An 18,429-nucleotide genomic window follows, 5' to 3' on the forward strand; every position below is an offset into this window, starting at 1 on the left:
CGCTCAAGGCTGTTCTGCTCGGCCTTTCCAAGGCGTGTACTGCAGCTCGACGAGAAAGCTGTCGCCCACTGTTTCCGAGGCAAAGAAACCCGGCAATTGCCGAGCATCCAGCTGGGCGCAGCGGCTTTGCAAGCGCTGAACCAGCTCAGGGTCAGGCCTGAAGTCGGCGGCTCTCTCGGGGATTGCGGTCAACTGCACCTGACAACCCTGCACCTGGCCCTGGGCGTTGGCCGTGCCCTGGACCCGCGCCTGGCCAATGCTCTCGAGGCGTTCCTCGGCGAAGAGTCGGCGCCAGATGAACGCCTCCCTGGCGTTGTATTCGCGCACCGTTTCGCGAACTTTCTGCGCCTCGGGCGGCAATCGGCCGGGGCGACTGAAGACCAGCGCAACCCGCACATCCAGGGGCTCTTGCGAAGCGCCGGAAAATAGCTCCGGCGCCGCGCGGGGAAACACCGTATCCCAGCAGATTCTCTGCACCACGGACGCCAGCAGGCGGTTGTCCGGATAGTTCTGCACAGGGTATTGAGCCAGGGCCTCGGTGCTGCAACCGACCAGCTCATTACGCCGGTTGATCAGCGCATGCAGCGTCAGGCCACCGGCCCAGCCATCGAGATTGACCCGACGCACCTGCTGATTCAGCACCTGACTCACGGCGTCGACATATTGATGGTGCCGGCGCTGCTCCGGCGACTCTGGGGGCGTGCTCCGGCAACCGGCCACAAGCGTCACACCTAGCAGCAATGCGCCTAGGGTGTAACGTGCCGGGCAGGTCGAGAATGGGTAGCGCACGGTTCGCTCCATGAAAATGCATCAGCCCCGGCTCCGGCAACAGGTCGCCTGATCCAGGGGCTGGCAGCATATAGGGCCGTGCGGGCACTCACCAAATTTTCTGCGCGGCCAGCTGATCAGCCATCGCCTGCACCACTGAAACCTTGCACAGACACGATGACAGGAGACAGGCCCGCGCATCCTGCCCGGCGGCGACATGCACCATCAGCACCTGGCGTTTCTGCAGTGGGCCGCGGCCTATGACAGTGGCGCCTGTGCCGGTCGCAACCGACCGCGGCACCGCGCCTGGTTGGCGCAATTGCAGCAGCCCTGGGCCGGCCTCGATGGCAGCCAAACCCTGGATGAGCTGTTGAACCGGGCCCTGCTGCTGATCGGCAGGCAACCCTGATCAGAAAGGGCTGATGGACACAGCCCGCAAACGACTTGAATGCTGTTTGCCACTCAGGTCAGCACAGCGGCCATCGCCCAGGCAAAACACCCCAGCACCAAGGCCATTCCCACCATATAAACCGCCAACGCACGACCCACAGCAGCACTCCACAAAACCGGCGAACAAAAATGCGCCCGACCTTGCGGAGCGGGCGCTGGCCACTATTTTAACAGCATGCGACATGATTTTGACACGCACACCTGATTGGGTTTTTTACCCAGCCGACCAATGGCAATAGCGTCAATTTAACGACGAAAAATCAAGCGCCCGCTTGATCCATCCTCGCGGCCTGCAGATGCCTGCGGCCCATCGGCCCTGATCAAGGCTGACCAGGCGCTGTAACAGTCCAGGCACAGCGACAAGGATCGCTATATTTTCCATCCAGCCGGCTGAACCCGCTTTCGCCGGCAAGCCGGCTCCTACAACAGCGCAGCCCTACAACCACCGTGGGAGCTGGCTTGCCAGCGAAGAGGCCCGCCAGTCAGGCAAGCCTTGGCGGCGACAACAGCACCTGGGTCACCCGGCGCTCTGCCACCGCCTTGACCTCAAGGTCCCAGCCCTCCCACTGCAGGCGGTCACCCTTGACCGGCAGCCGGTCCAGCAGGCTCATCACCAGGCCGGCCAGGGTCTGGTAATCCTCGGTGGGCGCAGCGGCAAAACCAGTGCGCTGGCGGACCTGGGGCAGGTTCAAGGCACCATTGACCAAGAACCCAGCCGCCAACTCCTGCACATCCGGGCCGACGACCTCGCTGGCATCCGGCAGCTCGCCGGCAATCGACTCAAGAATGTCGGTCATGCTCAGGATGCCCATGAAATCGCCGAATTCGTTGATCACAAAGGCAATGTGGGTCGAGGCCTGGCGCATCTGCTCCAGGGCATTGAGGATCGAGAAGCTGTCCAGCAAGTTGAGGGTCTTGCGGGCCAGGTGCTCGAGGTTCGGCTCGTTGCCCGCCAGGTACTCCTTGAGCAATTCCTTCTTGTGCACGAAGCCCAGGGGCTCATCCACCACACCATTGCGAATCAGCGGCAGGCGCGAGTAGGACGAATGCATCAGCTTGGTACGAATGCTCTGCGGGTCATCCGCCAGATCGATGCAATCGACCTCGGCGCGCACCGTCATCAACGTGCGGATCGGCCGCTGTGCCAGCTGCAAGACGCCACTGATCATCACCCGCTCACGACGGTCGAACAGTTCGCTGTCGGGGGCATCGGCGTCTTCCAGCAAGTCGGCGATCTCCTCGCCCACCTCTTCCGCCGCCAGCTTGCGCCCACCCAGCAGGCGCATCACCGCATAGGCCGTACGCTCGCGCAGAGGGCGCAGGCCCTGCATGGATTTCTTGCGCCGGGCACGGGCGATCTGGTTGAACACCTCGATCAGGATCGAGAAGCCGATGGCCGCGTACAGGTAGCCCTTGGGAATATGGAAACCCAGGCCTTCGGCGGTCAGGCTGAAACCGATCATCATCAAGAAGCCCAGGCACAGCATGATCACGGTCGGGTGTGCGTTGACGAAACGAGTCAGCGGCTTGCTGGCGACAATCATCACCCCGATGGACACCACCACCGCGATCATCATCACCGACAAATGCTCCACCATGCCCACGGCCGTGATCACCGCGTCCAGGGAGAACACTGCGTCGAGCACCACGATCTGCGCCACGATCGGCCAGAACAGTGCATAGCTGGCGCTGCCGGCGCGCTGGCTGACATGGCCTTCCAGGCGCTCATGCAATTCCATGGTGGCCTTGAACAGCAGGAACACGCCGCCGAACAGCATGATCAGGTCGCGGCCCGAGAAGCTCTTGTCGAACACCTCGAACAGCGGCTGGGTCAGGGTCACCATCCACGAAATGCTGGCCAGCAGGCCCAGGCGCATCAGCAAGGCCAGGGACAAGCCGATCAAGCGTGCGCGGTCACGCTGCTCGGGTGGCAGCTTGTCGGCAAGGATGGCGATAAACACCAGGTTGTCGATGCCCAGCACCAGCTCCAGGACAATCAGGGTCAAAAGGCCAAGCCAGGCCGTGGGGTCTGCGATCCATTCCATAACGACGACTCAAGTACTCCGGAAAATCAAACGGCCAGGCGCAGCGCAGCGCCAAGGTGCAGGGATTGCGAAACCTTGGATACGGGCGGGTAAAGGCAGGGGCTGGCAAGGGCCAGGGAAGTGCAACCGGGAGCATGGCTGCCTGAGCGTCTGTGGCTCAGAGCCGCCGGATGGCGCGAGAAGTCTTGGGGAAAAGCGCGGAAGGAGCGACGACTGGGGGGCTCCGAGAGAGTGTTCATGCAAGTCCTGAAGGAAAAAACGGACTTGGAGATTACAGCCGCGCGGGCTTTTTTCCCCAACGGGAAATCATTACAAAATTTTATTCACGGCGGCGGCGGTACTCCCGGCGCACCTGCTCGATATAGCGCACCACCGCCGGTGCCTGTTCGAAACGCCGGTGGATCAACGACAACCAGGAGCTCGCGGCACTGCCGCCAATTGGCCGATACAGCACATGGGGCAGGCTCACATGCCCCACCACCGACTCCGGTACCACCGCCACGCCCTGCCCCAGGGACACCAGCGCCAGCACCGCCACCAGGCCCCCGGGCTGGGGCCCAAGCTTGGGCGCATAGGCTCCCTGGGCCGCCACCTGCAAGGTGCCGCTGATCTGCTCCGGCAGAATGAAAGTCTCGTTGAGCAGGTGCTCGGAGGCGATCTGCGGCAGGCGACACAACCAGGACTCGGCCGAGAGCGCCAGGACGAAACCCTCGGCATCCAGGCGAATCGCCTCCACCCCTTCCGGCAGGGTCATGGGCGAGCGGATGTAGCCGACATCCAGGCGCCCGTCGGCGATCCGTGCCGGCAGGGTCGCCATGGGGCATTCGCGCACATTGAGGCTGACGTCCGGGCAGTCGCGGGCAAAGGCCTGCACCTGCTTTTGCAACAGCCCCGAATACACCGCCGAGGCCACGTAGCCCAGCTCGATATGGCCGATCTCGCCACGCCCGGCGCGCTGCGCATTGCGCTGGGCAAACTCGAACTGGCGCACCGTGGCCTCGGCTTCCAGCAGCAGGGTGGCACCGGCCTCGGTCAGGCTCACTTCGCGTTGCTGGCGCAGGAACAGCCGGGTGCCCAGGGCCTTCTCCATGTCCTGGATCTGCCGGCTCAGGGTGGGCGGGGCAATGCCCAATTGCTCGGCGGCCCGGGTGAAGTTGCGCTGCCGGGCCACCGCCAGGAAGTAACGAAAGTGACGAATTTCCATAAATTGTATTAGCTCAAAGGTAATGAACTGGCCGCCAGGGGCTAACAAAGACCCTCAACGGCCAGGATAAGCTGGGCGGACCTTTACAGTAGAGAGCCCGTGCCATGCGCGTCAAACCCCTGTTTCTGGCAATAATCACCGGCTGCAAACTGCAAGGCGCCCTGGCCTCGAACCTCCAGGCCAGGATTGCGCAAAAAGCAACACTCACCCTGGACACCCCCCAGAGCCTGCTCAAGACGGCCCAGGCAATCGACCCCCTCAACGGGCGGAGCGCACCATGAGCCATCCGAACAACCCACGCCTGACCCTGTTGACCGCCTCCGGGGTCTGCTCGCTGATCGTCCTCGACACCAATATCGTCGCCGTGGCCCTGCCAAGCATCGCTCGCGACCTGGGGGCCAACTTCGCCGATATCGAATGGGTGGTCAGCGCCTACATGCTGGCCTTCGCCGCCCTGCTGTTGCCGGCGGGCAGCCTGGCCGACCGCTTCGGTCGCAAGAAAACCCTGCTCTGCGGCCTCGGGCTGTTCATCCTCGCCTCCCTGGGTTGCGGTGCCGCGCCCAGTGCCTTGCTGCTGGACCTGGCCCGGGCGCTCAAGGGCGTGGGCGCAGCCTTGCTGCTGACTTCGGCCCTGGCCTCCATCGGCCATACCTTCCATGACGAGGTGGAGCGGGCCAAGGCCTGGGCCTTCTGGGGTGCCTGCATGGGCCTGGCGATGACCGCCGCGCCCACCGTCGGCGGGCTGCTCACCGAGTACCTGGGCTGGCGCTGGATCTTCTACTTCAACCTGCCGGTGGGCGCGCTGCTGCTGTGGTGCGTACTGCGCCATGTACCCGAATCCCGCGATACCCAGGCAGCGCGCCTCGACCCTTGGGGCAGCCTGGCCTTCAGTGGCGCCCTGCTGTGCCTGATCTGGGGCCTGATCGAGGCCAATCGGATCGGCTGGAGCCATCCGGGCACCACCGCCCGGCTGCTGGCGGGACTCGCCTTGCTGGGGCTGTTCGTGGTGGTGGAGCGCGTGCAGAGCCGGCCCATGGTGGACCTGCAACTGTTCCGCCATCCACGCTTTATCGGCGCCCTGCTGGGCATGTTCGCCTACGCCGGCTGCGCCCAGGTGATGATGACCCTGCTGCCCTTCTACCTGCAGAACGGCCTGGGCTTCAGCGCCATCGCCTCCGGCCTGGGCATGCTGCCCTTCGCCCTGACCATGCTCATCTGCCCGAGGATCGGCGCCCGCCTGAGCGCTCGCTACGCCCCGGCCACATTGATGGCCGCCGGGTTGACCCTGGTGGGCTGCGGCAACCTGCTCAGCGCCTGGGCGCTGCACCTGGGTGGCTACCTGAGCTTCGCCCTGGCCATTGCCGTGACCGGCGCCGGGGCCGGGCTGCTCAATGGCGACACGCAGAAAAACATCATGGCTTGCGTGCCCCGGGAGCGCACCGGCATGGCCTCGGGCATGAGCACCACCATGCGTTTCAGCGCCATCATGCTGGCCATCGGGGTGTTCGGTGCCCTGCTGGGCAGCCATAGCCTGCAACGGCTGCAACACAGCCTGCAGCAGCTGCCCTGGCGGGGACGGGCGCCGGAAATCGCCTCGCGGGTGGTGGCCGGCGACATGCAGGGAGCCCTGGCCGGCCTGCCGGAATCGGCTCGGGCGGTGGTCGAACCCTTGGCGCAGCAAGCCTTTGTCAGTGGCTTCGGCCTGGTGCTGACGGTGGCCGGCCTCCTCGCCCTGCTGGGCGCCCTGGTGGTGGGCCGACTGATGCGCAACCCGCTGCCCCAGGCCCAGGGCCTGCAGCTCAAGCCCCAGTAAAACGCCACGCCACAGCCTTGCAAAGGTTCCAGGCCGTTACCGCAACCGGTAGCGGCCTGGCGTTTGCAAATTCATAACAATCAGCCAATTGCCCGCCCCTGTGGCGAGCGACTAACGTGCGCCAACCATTGCCGCGACGAGGTGCAGATGAAGGGTTCGACTGTGATAGTGGTGGGCGCCGGCATAGTCGGTGCCTCCATTGCCTACCACCTGGCCCGCCAGGGCGCGCAGGTGACGCTGCTGGAGCAAGGCACCGCCGCCTGCGGCGTCACCGGCCATTCATTTGCCTGGATCAACCTCGCCGACGAGTTGCCCGCCGCCATGCAACCGCTGCGCCGACAGGCCCTGGTGGACTACTGGCGCCTGCAGGAAGAACTGCCGGCCTTGTCGATCAACTGGTCCGGGGCACTGTCCTACACTGAGGCCACCCTGGAAGGCGCCAACGCCCAGGGTGCACAGGACAGCCCATCGGTCCGCTGGCTCGAGCGGGCTCAGGTCGCCCAACTGGAACCCAACTTGAACCCGGTACCGGAACGGGCCCGCTATGCCCACGCCGAGGGCTGCCTCGACCCGGTGGCCGCGACCCGGGTGCTGCTCGACGGCGCCCGGGCCCATGGCGCCCAGGTGCGGGAAGGCACCCCGGTACTGAGCCTGCGCCATGACGGCCAGCGGCTGCTCGGGGTGAATACCCCGGCCGGCCCCTGCCATGCCGATTGGGTGGTGCTGGCCGCCGGTTGCGCCACACCGGCGCTGCTGGCGCCCCTGGGCCTTGTGCTGCCGGTGCAGGCCTCGCCGTCGATCCTGATCCGCATCGACGCTCCGCCAGGTTTGGTCAAGACCCTGATTTCCAGCAACCAGATGGAGATTCGCGAAGCCGCGGATGGCAGCCTGCTGATGGCCGAGGACTTTATCGCCGAGGCCGGCCCACAGGGGCCGCACGCCCTGGCGCAACAGGCGCTGGCCACCGTACAGCAAAGCCTGCGTGGAGCGGCGGGCGCGACCTTGCGCAGCGTGGAGGTGGGCCAGCGGCCAATGCCGCAAGACCAGTTGCCGATCATTGGCCCAAGCGCCACCTGCCCGGGCCTGTACCTGGCGGTGATGCACTCCGGGGTGACCCTGGCGGCCAGCGTCGGCCGGCTGGTCAGCCAGGAGTTGCTGCACGGGCAATCCCGCAGTGAGCTTGCGCCCTGCCGCCCGGCACGCTTCGACTGAACCTCGGTGCCTGGGCAGGCAAGGTTTACCGGGTCATTCATCAGCGCGCCCTAGGCCTGCGGGTAAGTGCCCGGCAATAAAATGCGCTGATCCAGTTGCCGCACATCGATGTGCCCGCACAGTGCCAGGGTCAGGTCCATTTCGGTGGCGATGATTTCCAGCGCCTTGGCCACTCCAGCCTCGCCCAGCGCTCCCAGGCCATACAGATGGGCGCGCCCGAGCATCACCCCGCGGGCGCCCAGGGCCAGCGACTTGATGACGTCCTGGCCGCTGCGGATGCCGCTGTCGAGCCAGACTTCGATCCCCTCGCCGACCGCCTCGACAATCGCCGGCAACATGCGAATGCTCGAGGGCGCACCGTCCAGCTGGCGCCCGCCGTGGTTGCTGACCACCAGGGCATCGGCGCCGCTGGCCAGCGCCAGGCGCGCATCCTCGACATCCAGGATGCCCTTGAGAATCAGCTTGCCGCCCCAGCGTTCCTTGATCCATTGAATGTCGTCCCAGCACAGGCTGGGGTCGAATTGCTGGTAGGTCCACTCAGCCAGTTGCCCCATGTCATCCACGCCCCTGACATGCCCCATGATGTTGCCGAAGTGGCGCCGGCGCGTACCGAGCATGCCTTTGATCCAGCGTGGCTTGCCCAGGATGTTCAACAGGCTGGAAGGCGTCAGCCGGGGTGGAATGCTCAGGCCGTTCTTCAGGTCCTTGTGGCGCTGGCCGCTCAGTTGCAGATCCAGGGTCAGTACCAGGGCGTCGCAGCTGGCAGCCTTGGCTCGGTCGATCAGGCTGGCGACAAAGCCGCGATCACGCATGACATACAGCTGGAACCAGAACGGTGCGGCAATGGCCTGGGCAATGTCCTCCAGGGAACAGATGCTCACCGTCGACAGGGTGTAGCGAATGCCCGCGGCGGTGGCGGCGCGGGCGGCAAGGATCTCGCCGTCGGCATGGATCATGCCGGCCAGGCCGGTGGGCGCTATGGCCAGCGGCATGGCCATGTCCATGCCCAGCAGCCGGGTAGCGAGCGAGCGCTGCTCGATATTGCGCGCGACCCGCTGGCGCAGCTTGATGTGATTGAAGTCGGCCTGGTTGGCCTGGTAGGTGCTCTCGCTCCAGGAGCCGCCATCGACATAGTCGTAGAACATTCGCGGCACCCGCCGCCGGGCCATGACACGCAGGTCTTCGATGCAGGTGATGATGGGCATGGTGGTGCTCCCGATGGCGATTCAGCGCGAGACTAACCTCCTTGCTGGAGTGCCACCGGGAAATGATTTCGCACCTGTCGGGCGTAATTTTCCTACAACGAAAATCGCAATCGCGACTCTGCCTCCTGCACCGCTTCATTACAGATCCGCGTCAGCCAGGTGCTGAAGGCCTGTGCCGCCGACGACGCCTGCCGAACCTGCAGTTGATAGTGAAACGAGGGCTCGCTGCGCACTTCGCCAATCGCCACCAGTTGCCCATCGTCGAGCCACGCCTGGGCCAGGGAGGGCCGTGCCAGCACCACCCCCTGGGCCTTGGCGGCAGCCCCGAGCATCATTCCCAGGTCCAGCAGGGCCGGGCCCTGAGCGGGTTCGGCGAGCGCCAGGCCGGCTTGCCGGAACCACGGCCGCCAGGGTTCCAGGGGCGAGCGCAGCAACGGCAGGCGGGCAAAATCCCGCACCGGGTCCAGGCCCGGATAACGCGCCAGCAAGGCCGGTGCGGCCATGGGTTGCAAGCGTTCGTCGAGCAGCCGCCGAGCCGGCTCGACCTCGGCGCTGTCGCCACTGACCAGCACGTCGCAGGCCCCACCCTCGACGCCGCCCATGGGCGCGCTGAGTTGGACCTGCAAGTCGACGTCCGGGTGGGCCTGGCTGTGCTCCTGCAGGCGCGGGATGAGGATCTGCCGGGCGAAGGTCGGCGGGCAACTCACGCTCAGGTGCTGCTGGCGCTGCACGGGACGCTGATGCCCGGGGATCGCCAGCAACTGCGCGAGGATGGGGGTGATCTGCTCCAGGTAGACCTGCCCCTGCAGCGTCAGCACCAGGGCCCCGCCCTGGCGCTCGAACAAGGTCACGCCCAGCCGCTGTTCCAGGCCGGCAATCCGCTTGCGCAGGGCGCTGCCGGTCAGTGCCAGGGCGTCGGCCGCGCGCTCGGCACTCTGCCACTGTACAGCGGCCTGGAAGGCCAGCAGGGCATCCAGGGAAGGCAGACGGTAATCACTGAAGTTGTGCATGGATGAACTCCTGTTCGGGCCCGAAGCAGGCTTCGGGCACAGCGTCTGATACAGGGTTGGGCCAGGGTTTCGATCTTACCCGGCCTGCTGGCACCAGGGCGGGGGGCCTTTCAAATGCAGCGGGAAAAACTGTCCCATCGGCCGCGCCTTTTATTCCTCACCGGCCTTTGCCGTGCTCGGTAGGATCGTTCTCGCGATCTTGAAAATAACAACAAGAAGGAAGACCAGCCATGCACAAAATCGTTAAACCAGTTGTCACCACCCTGGCGCTGCTCTGCCCCCTTGCCCAGGCCGATTCCCTGACCGTCATTTCCGTGGGCGGCCTGAACAAGCAAGCCCAGCAGCAGGCGTTCTACACCCCCTTCGAGCAACAACACTCGATTGCCATCAACGCCGGCGAATACAACGGCGAACTGGGCAAGATCAAGGCCATGGTGGAGACCGGGAGCGTGGCCTGGGACGTGGTCGAAGTCGACCATGCCGATATCCAGCGCGGCTGTGACGAGGGCCTGTTCGAACAACTGCCGGCACTGCCCGGCGTGACCCCCGGCGAGTTTGTCGAGGGCGCCCTGAGCGAATGCGGTGTGGGCATTTTCATCTGGTCCACCGCGCTGGTGTTCAACCCCAAGGCCGTGCCCAAGGCCCCCACGGGCTGGGCAGACCTCTGGGACCTGGCCACCTTCCCCGGCAAGCGCGCCCTGCACAAAGGCGCAAAGCTGACCCTGGAAATCGCCCTGATGGCCGACGGCGTACCACGCGAGCAGGTGTACCAGGTGCTGCGCGAGTCCGATGGCGTGGACCGTGCCTTTCGCAAGCTGGACCAGATCAAGCAACAGATCCAGTGGTGGGAATCGGGGTCCCAGCCCTTGCAGTGGCTGGCGGCTGGGGATGTCAGCATGACCTCGGTCTATACCGCCCGGGCCATCAGCGCGCAAAAGGCCGGTTATGACTTCCCCCTGGTGTGGAACGGCAGCCTCTACGACATGGACAGCTGGGGCATCGTCAAGGGCAGCCCGAACCTGGCGGCGGCCCTGAAGTTCATCGCCTTTGCCAGTTTGCCGGCGCAGCAGCGAGTGTTCGCCGAGATCATGCACAACGGCCCGACCCACAAGGCGACGCTGGCGCTGATCGCCCCCCAGATCCAGCTCGATTTCCCCACCGCCCCGCAGAACATGGGCAAGGCATTGAAGGTTGACAGCGAATTCTGGATCGACCACGGGCATGAGCTGGAGGAACGCTTCAACGCCTGGGCCGCGCGCTAGGGATGCCCGCCCGGCGGCGAGCCGGGCACTGCACGCTGCGCAGGCTGGGGTAGGGAGCCTGTTTGGGCGGGCCATCTAAAGAGTTCGTAAAGACTGCCCGCTCCCTCTCCCCGGGCCCCGGCAGATGCGCTTCAATTGCCTGCAAGCCAGGCCCGAAACTTCCGGAGAAGCCCATGAGCAGAGTCGCCCGCTACCTGCAGGTCGAAGATATCCTCCTGGCGGTCAACGTCTCGAGCAAACAACGGCTGTTCGAACAGGTCGGCCAGCACCTGCAAGAAACCCGGCAACTGCCGGCCGACTGGGTCAGCGCCAGCCTGTGGCGCCGCGAACAGGCCGCCAGCACCGCCATCGGCGATGGCGTGGCGGTGCCCCATGCACGGCTCGCCGAGCTCGATCACATCCATGCCCTGTACCTGCGCCCGCAAAGCCCCATGGCCTTCGCCGCCCCCGACCAGCAGCCAGTGAGCGATATCCTGGTGCTGCTGGTGCCCACACCCGCCGATCAACAGCACCTGGACCTGCTGGCGGACAGCGCCCGGCTGTTCGGCAACCCGCGCTTTCGCCAGGCCCTGCACCTGTGCCGTGAGCCGCAGCAGGTCAAGCTGCTGTTCGACCTGTGGTAGCACCCGCAGTGTCTGCGCCGGTGCACGGCGCATGCGAGTCGGCGCCTGGATAGTCCCAGGGCACCGATCAGCAACCCACGCAAGATTTACTCTATTGGCGGTTAGTCAAGCCATCCATTAACGTTCAGAACACCTGCGGCCAAGTCGCCGCAGGCGGCGCTGTCCCGCAGTCGCGCCAGATCCATATTCGCGTTGATGCATCCCACGGATCGATCAATCAGAGAGAATATGAACGAGTACCAGCAGCCGTTTGCATCGACTGGCGGCAGGCCGTCGTACCACCATGGCCGCGCGGGTCGAGCATGTTTTCAGCCCATTTTCCTTCGGCGACTGCTGCCGACTGCCCCGTTGATATGCCTCGCCTTGCTCGCCGGTTGCGCCGTGGGCCCAGACTTCAGTCGCCCGCCACTTGCGCCGAATGCCGACTACAGCGCTCAGCCCCTGCCCGCCCGCAGCGCCTCGGCACCGATCGACAGCGCTGGCGCGGCGCAGCGGCTGGTGGCCGGCATGGATATTCCCGGGCAATGGTGGACCCTGTTCCGCTCCCCGGCACTCGATGCCCTGGTGCAGGAAGCATTGCGGGCCAACCCCGATATCGACGCGGCCCAGGCCGCCTTGCGCCAGGCCAATGAACTGCTGTACGCCGAGCAGGCGTCGCTGTTTCCCACCTTGAGTGCCTCGGCGTCCAAGACCCGGCAGAAAGGCTCCGGTGCCAGCGCCCTGGGCGGTGCCGGTGCTGCGGCCGGCGGTTCCTCAGGGCAGATTTTCACGGTCAATTCGGCGTCCCTGAGCCTGTCCTATGCCCCCGACGTGTTTGGCGGCAATCGGCGGCAGATCGAGGCCAGCGGCGCCCAGGCCGACTACCAGCGCTTTCAGTTGGAGGCCACCTACCTGGCCCTGAGCACCAATGTGGTGAACACCGCCATCAGCCTCGCTGCGCTGGAAGACCAGATCGCCGCGACCGACAGCCTGATTCGCCTGCAGCAGGACCAGCTCGAATTGCTGCAGGCACAGCGCAGCCTCGGGGCCCTGGGCGACAGCGAAGTGCTGACCCAGCAAGCCAGCCTGGCGCAGACCCGGGCCAGCCTGCCGCCCTTGCGCAAGCAGCTGGCGCAGACCCGCAACCAGCTGCAGGCCTACCTGGGGCGCTTCCCCAGCCAGGACCGTGGCGAAACATTCCAGCTGGCCTCCCTGCACCTGCCCGAGGAACTGCCCCTGAGCCTGCCTTCGACACTGGTGGAACAGCGGCCCGATGTGCGCTCCGCCGAAGCCCAGCTGCATCAGGCCAGCGCCGAGATCGGCGTGGCCATCGCCAATCAGTTGCCCCAGTTCAGCATCACTGCGGCCCTGGGTTCCACGGCGCTGGCGGGCAGCAAACTGTTTTCCTCGGGCACCGGGGTCTGGAGCCTGGCCGGCTCGATCGCCCAGCCACTGTTCGACGCCGGGGCCCTGGAGCACCGCAAGCGCGCTGCCGTGGCGGCTTACGAGCAGGCCGCGGCGCGCTATCGCGGCACCGTGCTCGGCGCCTTCCAGGATGTGGCCAACGCCCTGCGGGCCTTGCAGGCCGACGCCGAGACCCTGGCCCAGCAAGTGGCCGCGGAAACCGCCGCGCGCCAGAGCCTGGAACTGGCCCAGGCGCAATACCGCCTGGGGGCGGTGGGCTACCTCAACCTGCTGACCGCGCAGCAGGCCTACCAGAATGCGGTTCTCGGCCGGGTCCGGGCCCAGGCCGCGCGCTACAGCGACAGCAGCGCGCTGTTCATGGCCCTGGGCGGTGGCTGGTGGCAACGCCAGGACGTCGACCCCGCCAGCCAAGGCCACCCCGACCGCTTTGGTTTGCCATCGCTCGACGAGATGTACCCCAAGCGCCACGACGCGCCCGCCGGGACGACCTCCCGCCCTGCCCCCTTGCCTTGAGTGAGATCCACCATGGCCGACCTTGATTCCGGTTCCTCCACTGCCCACCCTGCCGCGGCCCCACAAGCGCCGCGCAAGCGCCGGCTGCTGCGGCCCACGCTGATCATGCTGGCGGTGGTGCTGCTGATCGTGGCACTGATCGGCGGGGTCAAGTTCGCGCAGATCTCCAAGCTGATCGCCCAGTCCAAGGTGCCGCTGCCCGCTGCCGTGGTCACCGCCAGCAAGGCCCAGTACCAGGACTGGCAGCCCAGCGTGGCCGCCGTCGGCTCGATCAAGACCGTGCGCGGCGTCGACCTCACCACCGAGGTCGGCGGCATCGTGCGCAGCATCGGCTTCAAGCCCGGTCAGGAAGTGGCCGCCGGCGACCTGCTGGTGCAGCTCAATGCCGACTCGGACATCGCCCAGTTGCGAGCCCTGGAAGCCACCGCCGCCCTCGCCGGCACCGTGCTCAAGCGCGACCGGGCGCAACTGACGATCAAGGCGGTGTCCCAGGCTCAGGTCGAGGCCGACGAAGCCGACCTCAAGGCCAAGCTGGCAGCGGCTGACCAGCAACGAGCGCTGGTGGCCAAGAAAAGCATTCGCGCGCCCTTCGCCGGGCGCATCGGCATCACCGCGATCAACCCCGGGCAATACCTCAACCCGGGCGACAAGATTGCCAGCCTGCAGACCTTCGACCCGATCTACATCGACTTCAACGTGCCCCAAGCCCAGGTGCAGCAAGTTGCCATTGGCCAGAGCGTGACGGTCAGCGCCGACGGCCTGGGGCAGCAGAGTTTCAGCGGCCGGGTCAGCAGCATCGACACCCAGTTCGACCCCAACACGCGCAATGTCACGATGGAAGCCACCATCGACAACCCCAAGCACAGCCTGGTACCGGGCATGTTCGCCCGGGCCGTGGTGGCCTCGGGCGGCAACCAGCGCTACCTGACCCTGCCGCAGACCTCGGTCACCTATAACCCCTACGGCACCACGGTGTTCATCGCCAGCGAAGGGGACGATGGCCACGGCCAGAAACGCCTGAGCGCGCAACAGACCTTTATCCAGACCGGCCCCACCCGCGGCGACCAGGTGGCGGTGCTGTCCGGGCTCAAGGAAGGCGACTTGGTCATCACCAGTGGCCAGATGAAGCTCAAGAACGGCTCGCCGGTGCAGATCGAGGAGCGTGGCGCGCCCCTCAACGATCCCGCGCCGACGCCACAAGAACACTAGGGGCGGCCATGAACTTCACCGATGCCTTTATCAAGCGCCCGGTCTGGGCGGTGGTGGTTTCGCTGTTCATCCTGATTCTCGGCCTGCGCTCGATCTTCGAGCTGCCGGTGAACCAGTGGCCGCGCACCGAGAACACCGTGGTCACCATCAGCACCTACTACTACGGCGCCGACGCGGGCACCGTGGCCGGCTTCATCACCCAGCCCCTGGAAGCCGCCATCGCCCAGGCCCAGGGCATCGACTACCTGTCGTCCAGCAGCATCACCGGGCTGTCCACCATCACCGCGACCCTGCGCCTGAACTACGACTCGAGCAAGGCGCTGACCGAGATCAACACCCAGGTCAACTCGGTGAAGAACCAGCTGCCGGCGCAGTCCCAGGAGCCGGTGCTGTCGGTGGCCGTGGGCCAGACCACCGACGCCATGTACCTGGGTTTCTACAGCGACACCCTGGCCACCAACAACATCACCGATTACCTGGTGCGGGTGGTCAAGCCCAAGCTCGACTCCCTGGAAGGCGTGCAAACCGCGGAGATCCTCGGCGGGCGCCAGTTCGCCTTGCGCGCCTGGCTCGACCCCGGCAAGCTGGCAGCGCACCACCTCACCGCCCAGGACGTGGCCACGGCGCTGGCCAGCAACAACTACCTGTCGGCCGTGGGTTCGACCAAGGGCCAGATGATCAGCGTGGATCTCACTGCCGGCACCGACCTGCACACGGTGGATGAATTCAAGCGCCTGGTGGTCAAGCACAATGGCGACGCCCTGGTGTACCTGGAAGACCTGGGCAACGTCACCCTGGGAGCGGAAAGCTACGACAGCAGCGTGGCCTTCTCCGGCAAGCGCTCGGTGTTCATCGGCATCAAGGTGGCGCCCACGGCGAATATCCTCAGTGTTGCCGGCAAAGTCCGTGAGGCCTTCCCCGAACTGCAGTCGCAACTGCCCGCCGGGGTGCGCGGCGAGATCGTCTACGACTCCACGGCCTTCATCAACACCTCGATCTTCGAAGTGGTGAAGACCCTGGCGGAAGCCATGCTCATCGTCTCGGTGGTGATCTACCTGTTCCTCGGCTCGTTCCGTGCGGTGATCGTGCCCCTGGTGGCGATCCCGCTGTCGCTGGTGGGCACCTTCTTCGTCATGTACCTGCTGGGCTACTCGATCAACCTGCTGACCCTGCTGGCCCTGGTGCTGGCCATCGGCCTGGTGGTGGACGACGCGATCATCGTGGTGGAGAACGTCGACCGGCATATCAAGGAGGAAGGCCGCGGCGTGCTGCAAGCGGCGCTGCTGGGGGCCCGGGAACTGGGTGGGCCGATCATCGCCATGACCGTGGTGCTGATCGCCGCCTACGTGCCCATCGGCTTGCGCAGCGGCCTCACCGGGGCGCTGTTCAAGGAGTTCTGTTTTTCCCTGGCGGGTGCGGTGACGGTGTCGGCGGTGATCGCCCTGACCCTGTCGCCGATGATGACCTCCAGGCTGCTCAAGAGCGGCCAGGAGGAAGGCCGCTTCGCCCAGCGCCTGGACCGCGCTTTCGACTGGCTGCGCGGACGCTATCACCGGGTGCTGGCAGCCGGGCTGGACGCCTGGCCGGTGCTGGTGGCCTTCGGTTTCCTGCTGTTTGTGCTGGTGGCCGCCAGTGGCATGACGGCCAAGAGCGAGCTGTCGCCCACCGAGGACCAGGGCCTGGTGTTCATGCAGATCAAGGGCGCGCCCACCGCCTCGCCGCAACAAATGGAGCGCATCGCCGACCAGGCCTTCCAGATCGCCAAGCAAGAGCCCGAATACCTGCAGATGTTCCAGCTCACCGGCCTGCCCTCGCTGAACCAGGGCCTGGGCGGGGTGCTGCTCAAGTCCTGGGAGGACCGCCAGCGCAGCCAGGCGCAGCTGATTCTGCAGCTGCAGCAAAAGTGGAACCAGGTGCCAGGCGCCAGCATCGCCGCCTTCCCCCTGCCCTCGCTGCCGGGGGCCCAGGGCCTGCCGGTGCAGTTCGTGATCACCACCACCGAATCGGTGGAAAACCTCTACGAAGTGGCCCAGGCAGTGCAGGCCGAGGCGCTGAAGCAGCAGTTGTTCTGGTTTTCCGACCTCGACCTCAAGCTCGACAAGCCCCAGGCCAAACTGGTGGTGGACCGGGAAAAGATCGCCGCCCTGGGCATGACCCAGGCCGATGTCGGCGCCGCGCTGTCGGCGGCCCTGGGGGGCAACTACGTGAACTACTTCGCCACCGCCGGGCGCTCCTACCGGGTGATTCCCCAGGTGCTGCAAGTGGACCGGCTGAACCCCGAGCAGATTCTCGACTACTACATCCGCACCCCGTCGGGGGCGATGATTCCGGCACGCACCGTGGCCCATATCGAGACCCGCACCGAGCCGGAATCGGTGAACCATTTCCAGCAGCTCAACTCGGCGACCCTGGCCGGGGTCAGCGGCGTGGCCCAGGGCGAATTGCTGGGGCGGCTCAAGGGCATCCTGCAACAGGTGGCGCCGTCCGGTTATGCCGCCGACTACGCCGGTGAGTCACGGCAGTTCATCCAGGAATCCGGGGGTTTTGTCGGCCTGCTGCTGTTCTCGATCCTGATCGTCTACCTGGCCCTGGCGTTCCAGTTCGAAAGCTACCGCGACCCGGTGGTGATCCTGTTCTCGGTGCCGCCCGCCCTGTTCGGCGCCCTGGCCTTTATCACCATGGGTTTCGCCTCGATCAACGTCTACACCCAGGTCGGCCTGGTGACGCTGCTGGGGCTGATCACCAAGCACGGGATTCTGATCGTGCAGTTCGCCAACCAGTTGCAACTGGCCGGGCACAGCAAGCGCGAGGCCATCGAGGAAGCCGCGGCGGTACGCCTGCGGCCGATCCTGATGACCACCGCGGCCATGGTGCTGGGGGTGGTGCCGCTGGTCTGGGCCTCCGGCGCGGGTGCCGCGGGGCGTCACGACATGGGCCTGGTGATTTTCTCCGGGTTGTCCATCGGCACCCTGCTGACCCTGTTCATGGTGCCGGCCATGTACCTGTTTATTGGCACCAACCACCAGGCCACGGCGCCCCAGGCGCAGGAAGGCCTGGAGGCGTCCCGCGGCCATTGATGCGGCCGCGAGACTCAGCAACGGGGCTCGGGCCGGCACGCCGGGAATCACGAGCGAAACCTTGATCAGCGCCGTGGCGCGGTGAAACAACCAGGTCATCTTGCCGGGCTATCCTCGAGCCTTGGCTGCCCATTGGGCAGGCATCAATCGCCCGGGCGGTACAGCTTGCACCGCCTGTCACCCCTTGCTGCGGAGAACCCGGATGTTCAAGCCAGCCTTGCCGTACTGCCTCATGCTCTGCAGTTGTTTACTGATGGCCAGCCCAGCCAATGCCGACTCCTTCGCCGGTGGCGAGGGCTGGGGCAAGGTGGTGCAGATCATGCTGGCCGTGGGTTCCTGCCAGAACCGCCTGCAAGCCTCCGCACGCGCGGCTTGCTTCAAGCGCAACAGTCAGCAGGCCTGCCAATTCGCCGCAGAGGGCATGGAGAAGGAGAACTGCATAAAGGAGTACTCGGGCTATTCCCTGCAAGCCGCCACAGCGCACTCATCACGCACTGCGGGCTTGATCACGCCCCTGGCCCTGCAGCAGCGCGCGCAGCCGCTTGCGCCCGAGGCGAAGGCCGCGCCCGCTGACGAGCTGGATTCCAAGCTGCAGATATTCCTCAACGCTAATCCGCCTCCGGCCCCTTGAGCC

15 protein-coding genes are annotated in these 18,429 nt (G+C 65.8%); 10 read left to right on the forward strand and 5 right to left on the reverse strand.

Features of this window, described 5'->3' with window-relative positions; genetic code table 11:
• Nucleotides 1-3: 3 nt before the first annotated feature.
• A complete protein-coding gene (locus J4P02_RS20995; RefSeq protein WP_426193793.1) occupies nt 4-789 on the reverse strand; it encodes a hypothetical protein in 786 nt (261 codons plus the stop codon).
• 196 nt (nt 790-985) lie between these two features.
• Between J4P02_RS20995 and J4P02_RS21000 the strand changes: the two genes are divergently transcribed.
• Nucleotides 986-1,177 carry a hypothetical protein gene (locus J4P02_RS21000; protein ID WP_426193795.1) on the forward strand — a complete coding sequence of 64 codons (192 nt, stop codon included), beginning with the start codon at nt 986-988 and terminating at the stop codon, nt 1,175-1,177.
• 523 nt (nt 1,178-1,700) lie between these two features.
• Here the strand turns inward: J4P02_RS21000 and J4P02_RS21005 are convergent.
• Both J4P02_RS21005 and J4P02_RS21010 read right to left on the reverse strand, forming a co-directional pair.
• The gene (locus tag J4P02_RS21005) at nt 1,701-3,263 is read right to left on the reverse strand and encodes a TerC family protein (RefSeq protein WP_426193797.1); all 1,563 of its coding nucleotides are present in this window, start codon (nt 3,261-3,263) and stop codon (nt 1,701-1,703) included.
• Between the two features lie 319 nt (nt 3,264-3,582).
• Nucleotides 3,583-4,467: a LysR family transcriptional regulator gene (locus J4P02_RS21010; RefSeq protein WP_426193799.1), complete on the reverse strand. Its 885-nt coding sequence runs from the start codon at nt 4,465-4,467 to the stop codon at nt 3,583-3,585.
• Between the two features lie 104 nt (nt 4,468-4,571).
• On the opposite strand from J4P02_RS21010, the gene J4P02_RS21015 reads away from it, so the two are divergent.
• The 3 genes from J4P02_RS21015 (at nt 4,572) to J4P02_RS21025 (ending at nt 7,492) form a co-directional block, all read left to right on the forward strand.
• A complete protein-coding gene (locus J4P02_RS21015) occupies nt 4,572-4,748 on the forward strand; it encodes a hypothetical protein (RefSeq protein WP_426193801.1) in 177 nt (58 codons plus the stop codon).
• On the forward strand, nt 4,745-6,280 hold the full coding sequence (locus tag J4P02_RS21020) for an MFS transporter (protein WP_426193803.1): 1,536 nt from the start codon (nt 4,745-4,747) through the stop codon (nt 6,278-6,280). The genes J4P02_RS21015 and J4P02_RS21020 overlap by 4 nt, the downstream gene beginning before the upstream one ends.
• A 147-nt stretch (nt 6,281-6,427) precedes the next feature.
• Nucleotides 6,428-7,492: an NAD(P)/FAD-dependent oxidoreductase gene (locus J4P02_RS21025; RefSeq protein ID WP_426193805.1), complete on the forward strand. Its 1,065-nt coding sequence runs from the start codon at nt 6,428-6,430 to the stop codon at nt 7,490-7,492.
• A gap of 50 nt (nt 7,493-7,542) precedes the next feature.
• Here the strand turns inward: J4P02_RS21025 and J4P02_RS21030 are convergent, their stop codons facing one another.
• Together J4P02_RS21030 and J4P02_RS21035 are read right to left on the reverse strand one after the other, a co-directional pair.
• Nucleotides 7,543-8,697: an alpha-hydroxy acid oxidase gene (locus J4P02_RS21030; RefSeq protein ID WP_426193807.1), complete on the reverse strand. Its 1,155-nt coding sequence runs from the start codon at nt 8,695-8,697 to the stop codon at nt 7,543-7,545.
• Between the two features lie 92 nt (nt 8,698-8,789).
• Complete coding sequence (locus tag J4P02_RS21035) at nt 8,790-9,707, reverse strand: LysR substrate-binding domain-containing protein (RefSeq protein ID WP_426193809.1); 918 nt, start codon at nt 9,705-9,707, stop codon at nt 8,790-8,792.
• Between the two features lie 230 nt (nt 9,708-9,937).
• Between J4P02_RS21035 and J4P02_RS21040 the strand changes: the two genes are divergently transcribed.
• The 6 genes from J4P02_RS21040 to J4P02_RS21065 all read left to right on the forward strand — a co-directional run bounded on the left by J4P02_RS21040 (nt 9,938) and on the right by J4P02_RS21065 (nt 18,426).
• Complete coding sequence (locus J4P02_RS21040) at nt 9,938-10,969, forward strand: ABC transporter substrate-binding protein (RefSeq protein WP_426193811.1); 1,032 nt, start codon at nt 9,938-9,940, stop codon at nt 10,967-10,969.
• A gap of 173 nt (nt 10,970-11,142) precedes the next feature.
• Nucleotides 11,143-11,592: a PTS sugar transporter subunit IIA gene (locus J4P02_RS21045; protein WP_426193813.1), complete on the forward strand. Its 450-nt coding sequence runs from the start codon at nt 11,143-11,145 to the stop codon at nt 11,590-11,592.
• A 363-nt stretch (nt 11,593-11,955) separates the two neighbouring features.
• Nucleotides 11,956-13,509: an efflux transporter outer membrane subunit gene (locus J4P02_RS21050; RefSeq protein ID WP_426193972.1), complete on the forward strand. Its 1,554-nt coding sequence runs from the start codon at nt 11,956-11,958 to the stop codon at nt 13,507-13,509.
• A gap of 12 nt (nt 13,510-13,521) precedes the next feature.
• Nucleotides 13,522-14,718 (forward strand): efflux RND transporter periplasmic adaptor subunit, encoded by a 1,197-nt coding sequence (locus J4P02_RS21055; protein ID WP_426193815.1) that lies wholly within the window; start codon nt 13,522-13,524, stop codon nt 14,716-14,718.
• 8 nt (nt 14,719-14,726) lie between these two features.
• Nucleotides 14,727-17,795 (forward strand): efflux RND transporter permease subunit, encoded by a 3,069-nt coding sequence (locus J4P02_RS21060; RefSeq protein ID WP_426193817.1) that lies wholly within the window; start codon nt 14,727-14,729, stop codon nt 17,793-17,795.
• 202 nt (nt 17,796-17,997) lie between these two features.
• Nucleotides 17,998-18,426, forward strand: a complete 429-nt coding sequence (locus tag J4P02_RS21065; RefSeq protein WP_426193819.1) for a hypothetical protein — start codon at nt 17,998-18,000, stop codon at nt 18,424-18,426.
• Nucleotides 18,427-18,429 lie beyond the last annotated feature (3 nt).

The organism is Pseudomonas sp. NFXW11 (genome assembly GCF_049887815.1).
Lineage (GTDB): Bacteria > Pseudomonadota > Gammaproteobacteria > Pseudomonadales > Pseudomonadaceae > Aquipseudomonas.

What these genes read in the sequence shown, in the direction of transcription:
- J4P02_RS21045 (WP_426193813.1), top strand. Translation starts at nt 11,143, where the DNA reads ATGAGCAGAGTCGCCCGCTACCTGCAGGTCGAAGATATCCTCCTGGCG.
- J4P02_RS21030 (WP_426193807.1), bottom strand. Translation starts at nt 8,697, where the DNA reads ATGCCCATCATCACCTGCATCGAAGACCTGCGTGTCATGGCCCGGCGG.
- J4P02_RS21020 (WP_426193803.1), top strand. Translation starts at nt 4,745, where the DNA reads ATGAGCCATCCGAACAACCCACGCCTGACCCTGTTGACCGCCTCCGGG.
- J4P02_RS21025 (WP_426193805.1), top strand. Translation starts at nt 6,428, where the DNA reads ATGAAGGGTTCGACTGTGATAGTGGTGGGCGCCGGCATAGTCGGTGCC.
- J4P02_RS21000 (WP_426193795.1), top strand. Translation starts at nt 986, where the DNA reads ATGCACCATCAGCACCTGGCGTTTCTGCAGTGGGCCGCGGCCTATGAC.
- J4P02_RS21015 (WP_426193801.1), top strand. Translation starts at nt 4,572, where the DNA reads ATGCGCGTCAAACCCCTGTTTCTGGCAATAATCACCGGCTGCAAACTG.
- J4P02_RS21060 (WP_426193817.1), top strand. Translation starts at nt 14,727, where the DNA reads ATGAACTTCACCGATGCCTTTATCAAGCGCCCGGTCTGGGCGGTGGTG.
- J4P02_RS21005 (WP_426193797.1), bottom strand. Translation starts at nt 3,263, where the DNA reads ATGGAATGGATCGCAGACCCCACGGCCTGGCTTGGCCTTTTGACCCTG.
- J4P02_RS21010 (WP_426193799.1), bottom strand. Translation starts at nt 4,467, where the DNA reads ATGGAAATTCGTCACTTTCGTTACTTCCTGGCGGTGGCCCGGCAGCGC.
- J4P02_RS21055 (WP_426193815.1), top strand. Translation starts at nt 13,522, where the DNA reads ATGGCCGACCTTGATTCCGGTTCCTCCACTGCCCACCCTGCCGCGGCC.
- J4P02_RS21035 (WP_426193809.1), bottom strand. Translation starts at nt 9,707, where the DNA reads ATGCACAACTTCAGTGATTACCGTCTGCCTTCCCTGGATGCCCTGCTG.
- J4P02_RS21040 (WP_426193811.1), top strand. Translation starts at nt 9,938, where the DNA reads ATGCACAAAATCGTTAAACCAGTTGTCACCACCCTGGCGCTGCTCTGC.
- J4P02_RS21065 (WP_426193819.1), top strand. Translation starts at nt 17,998, where the DNA reads ATGTTCAAGCCAGCCTTGCCGTACTGCCTCATGCTCTGCAGTTGTTTA.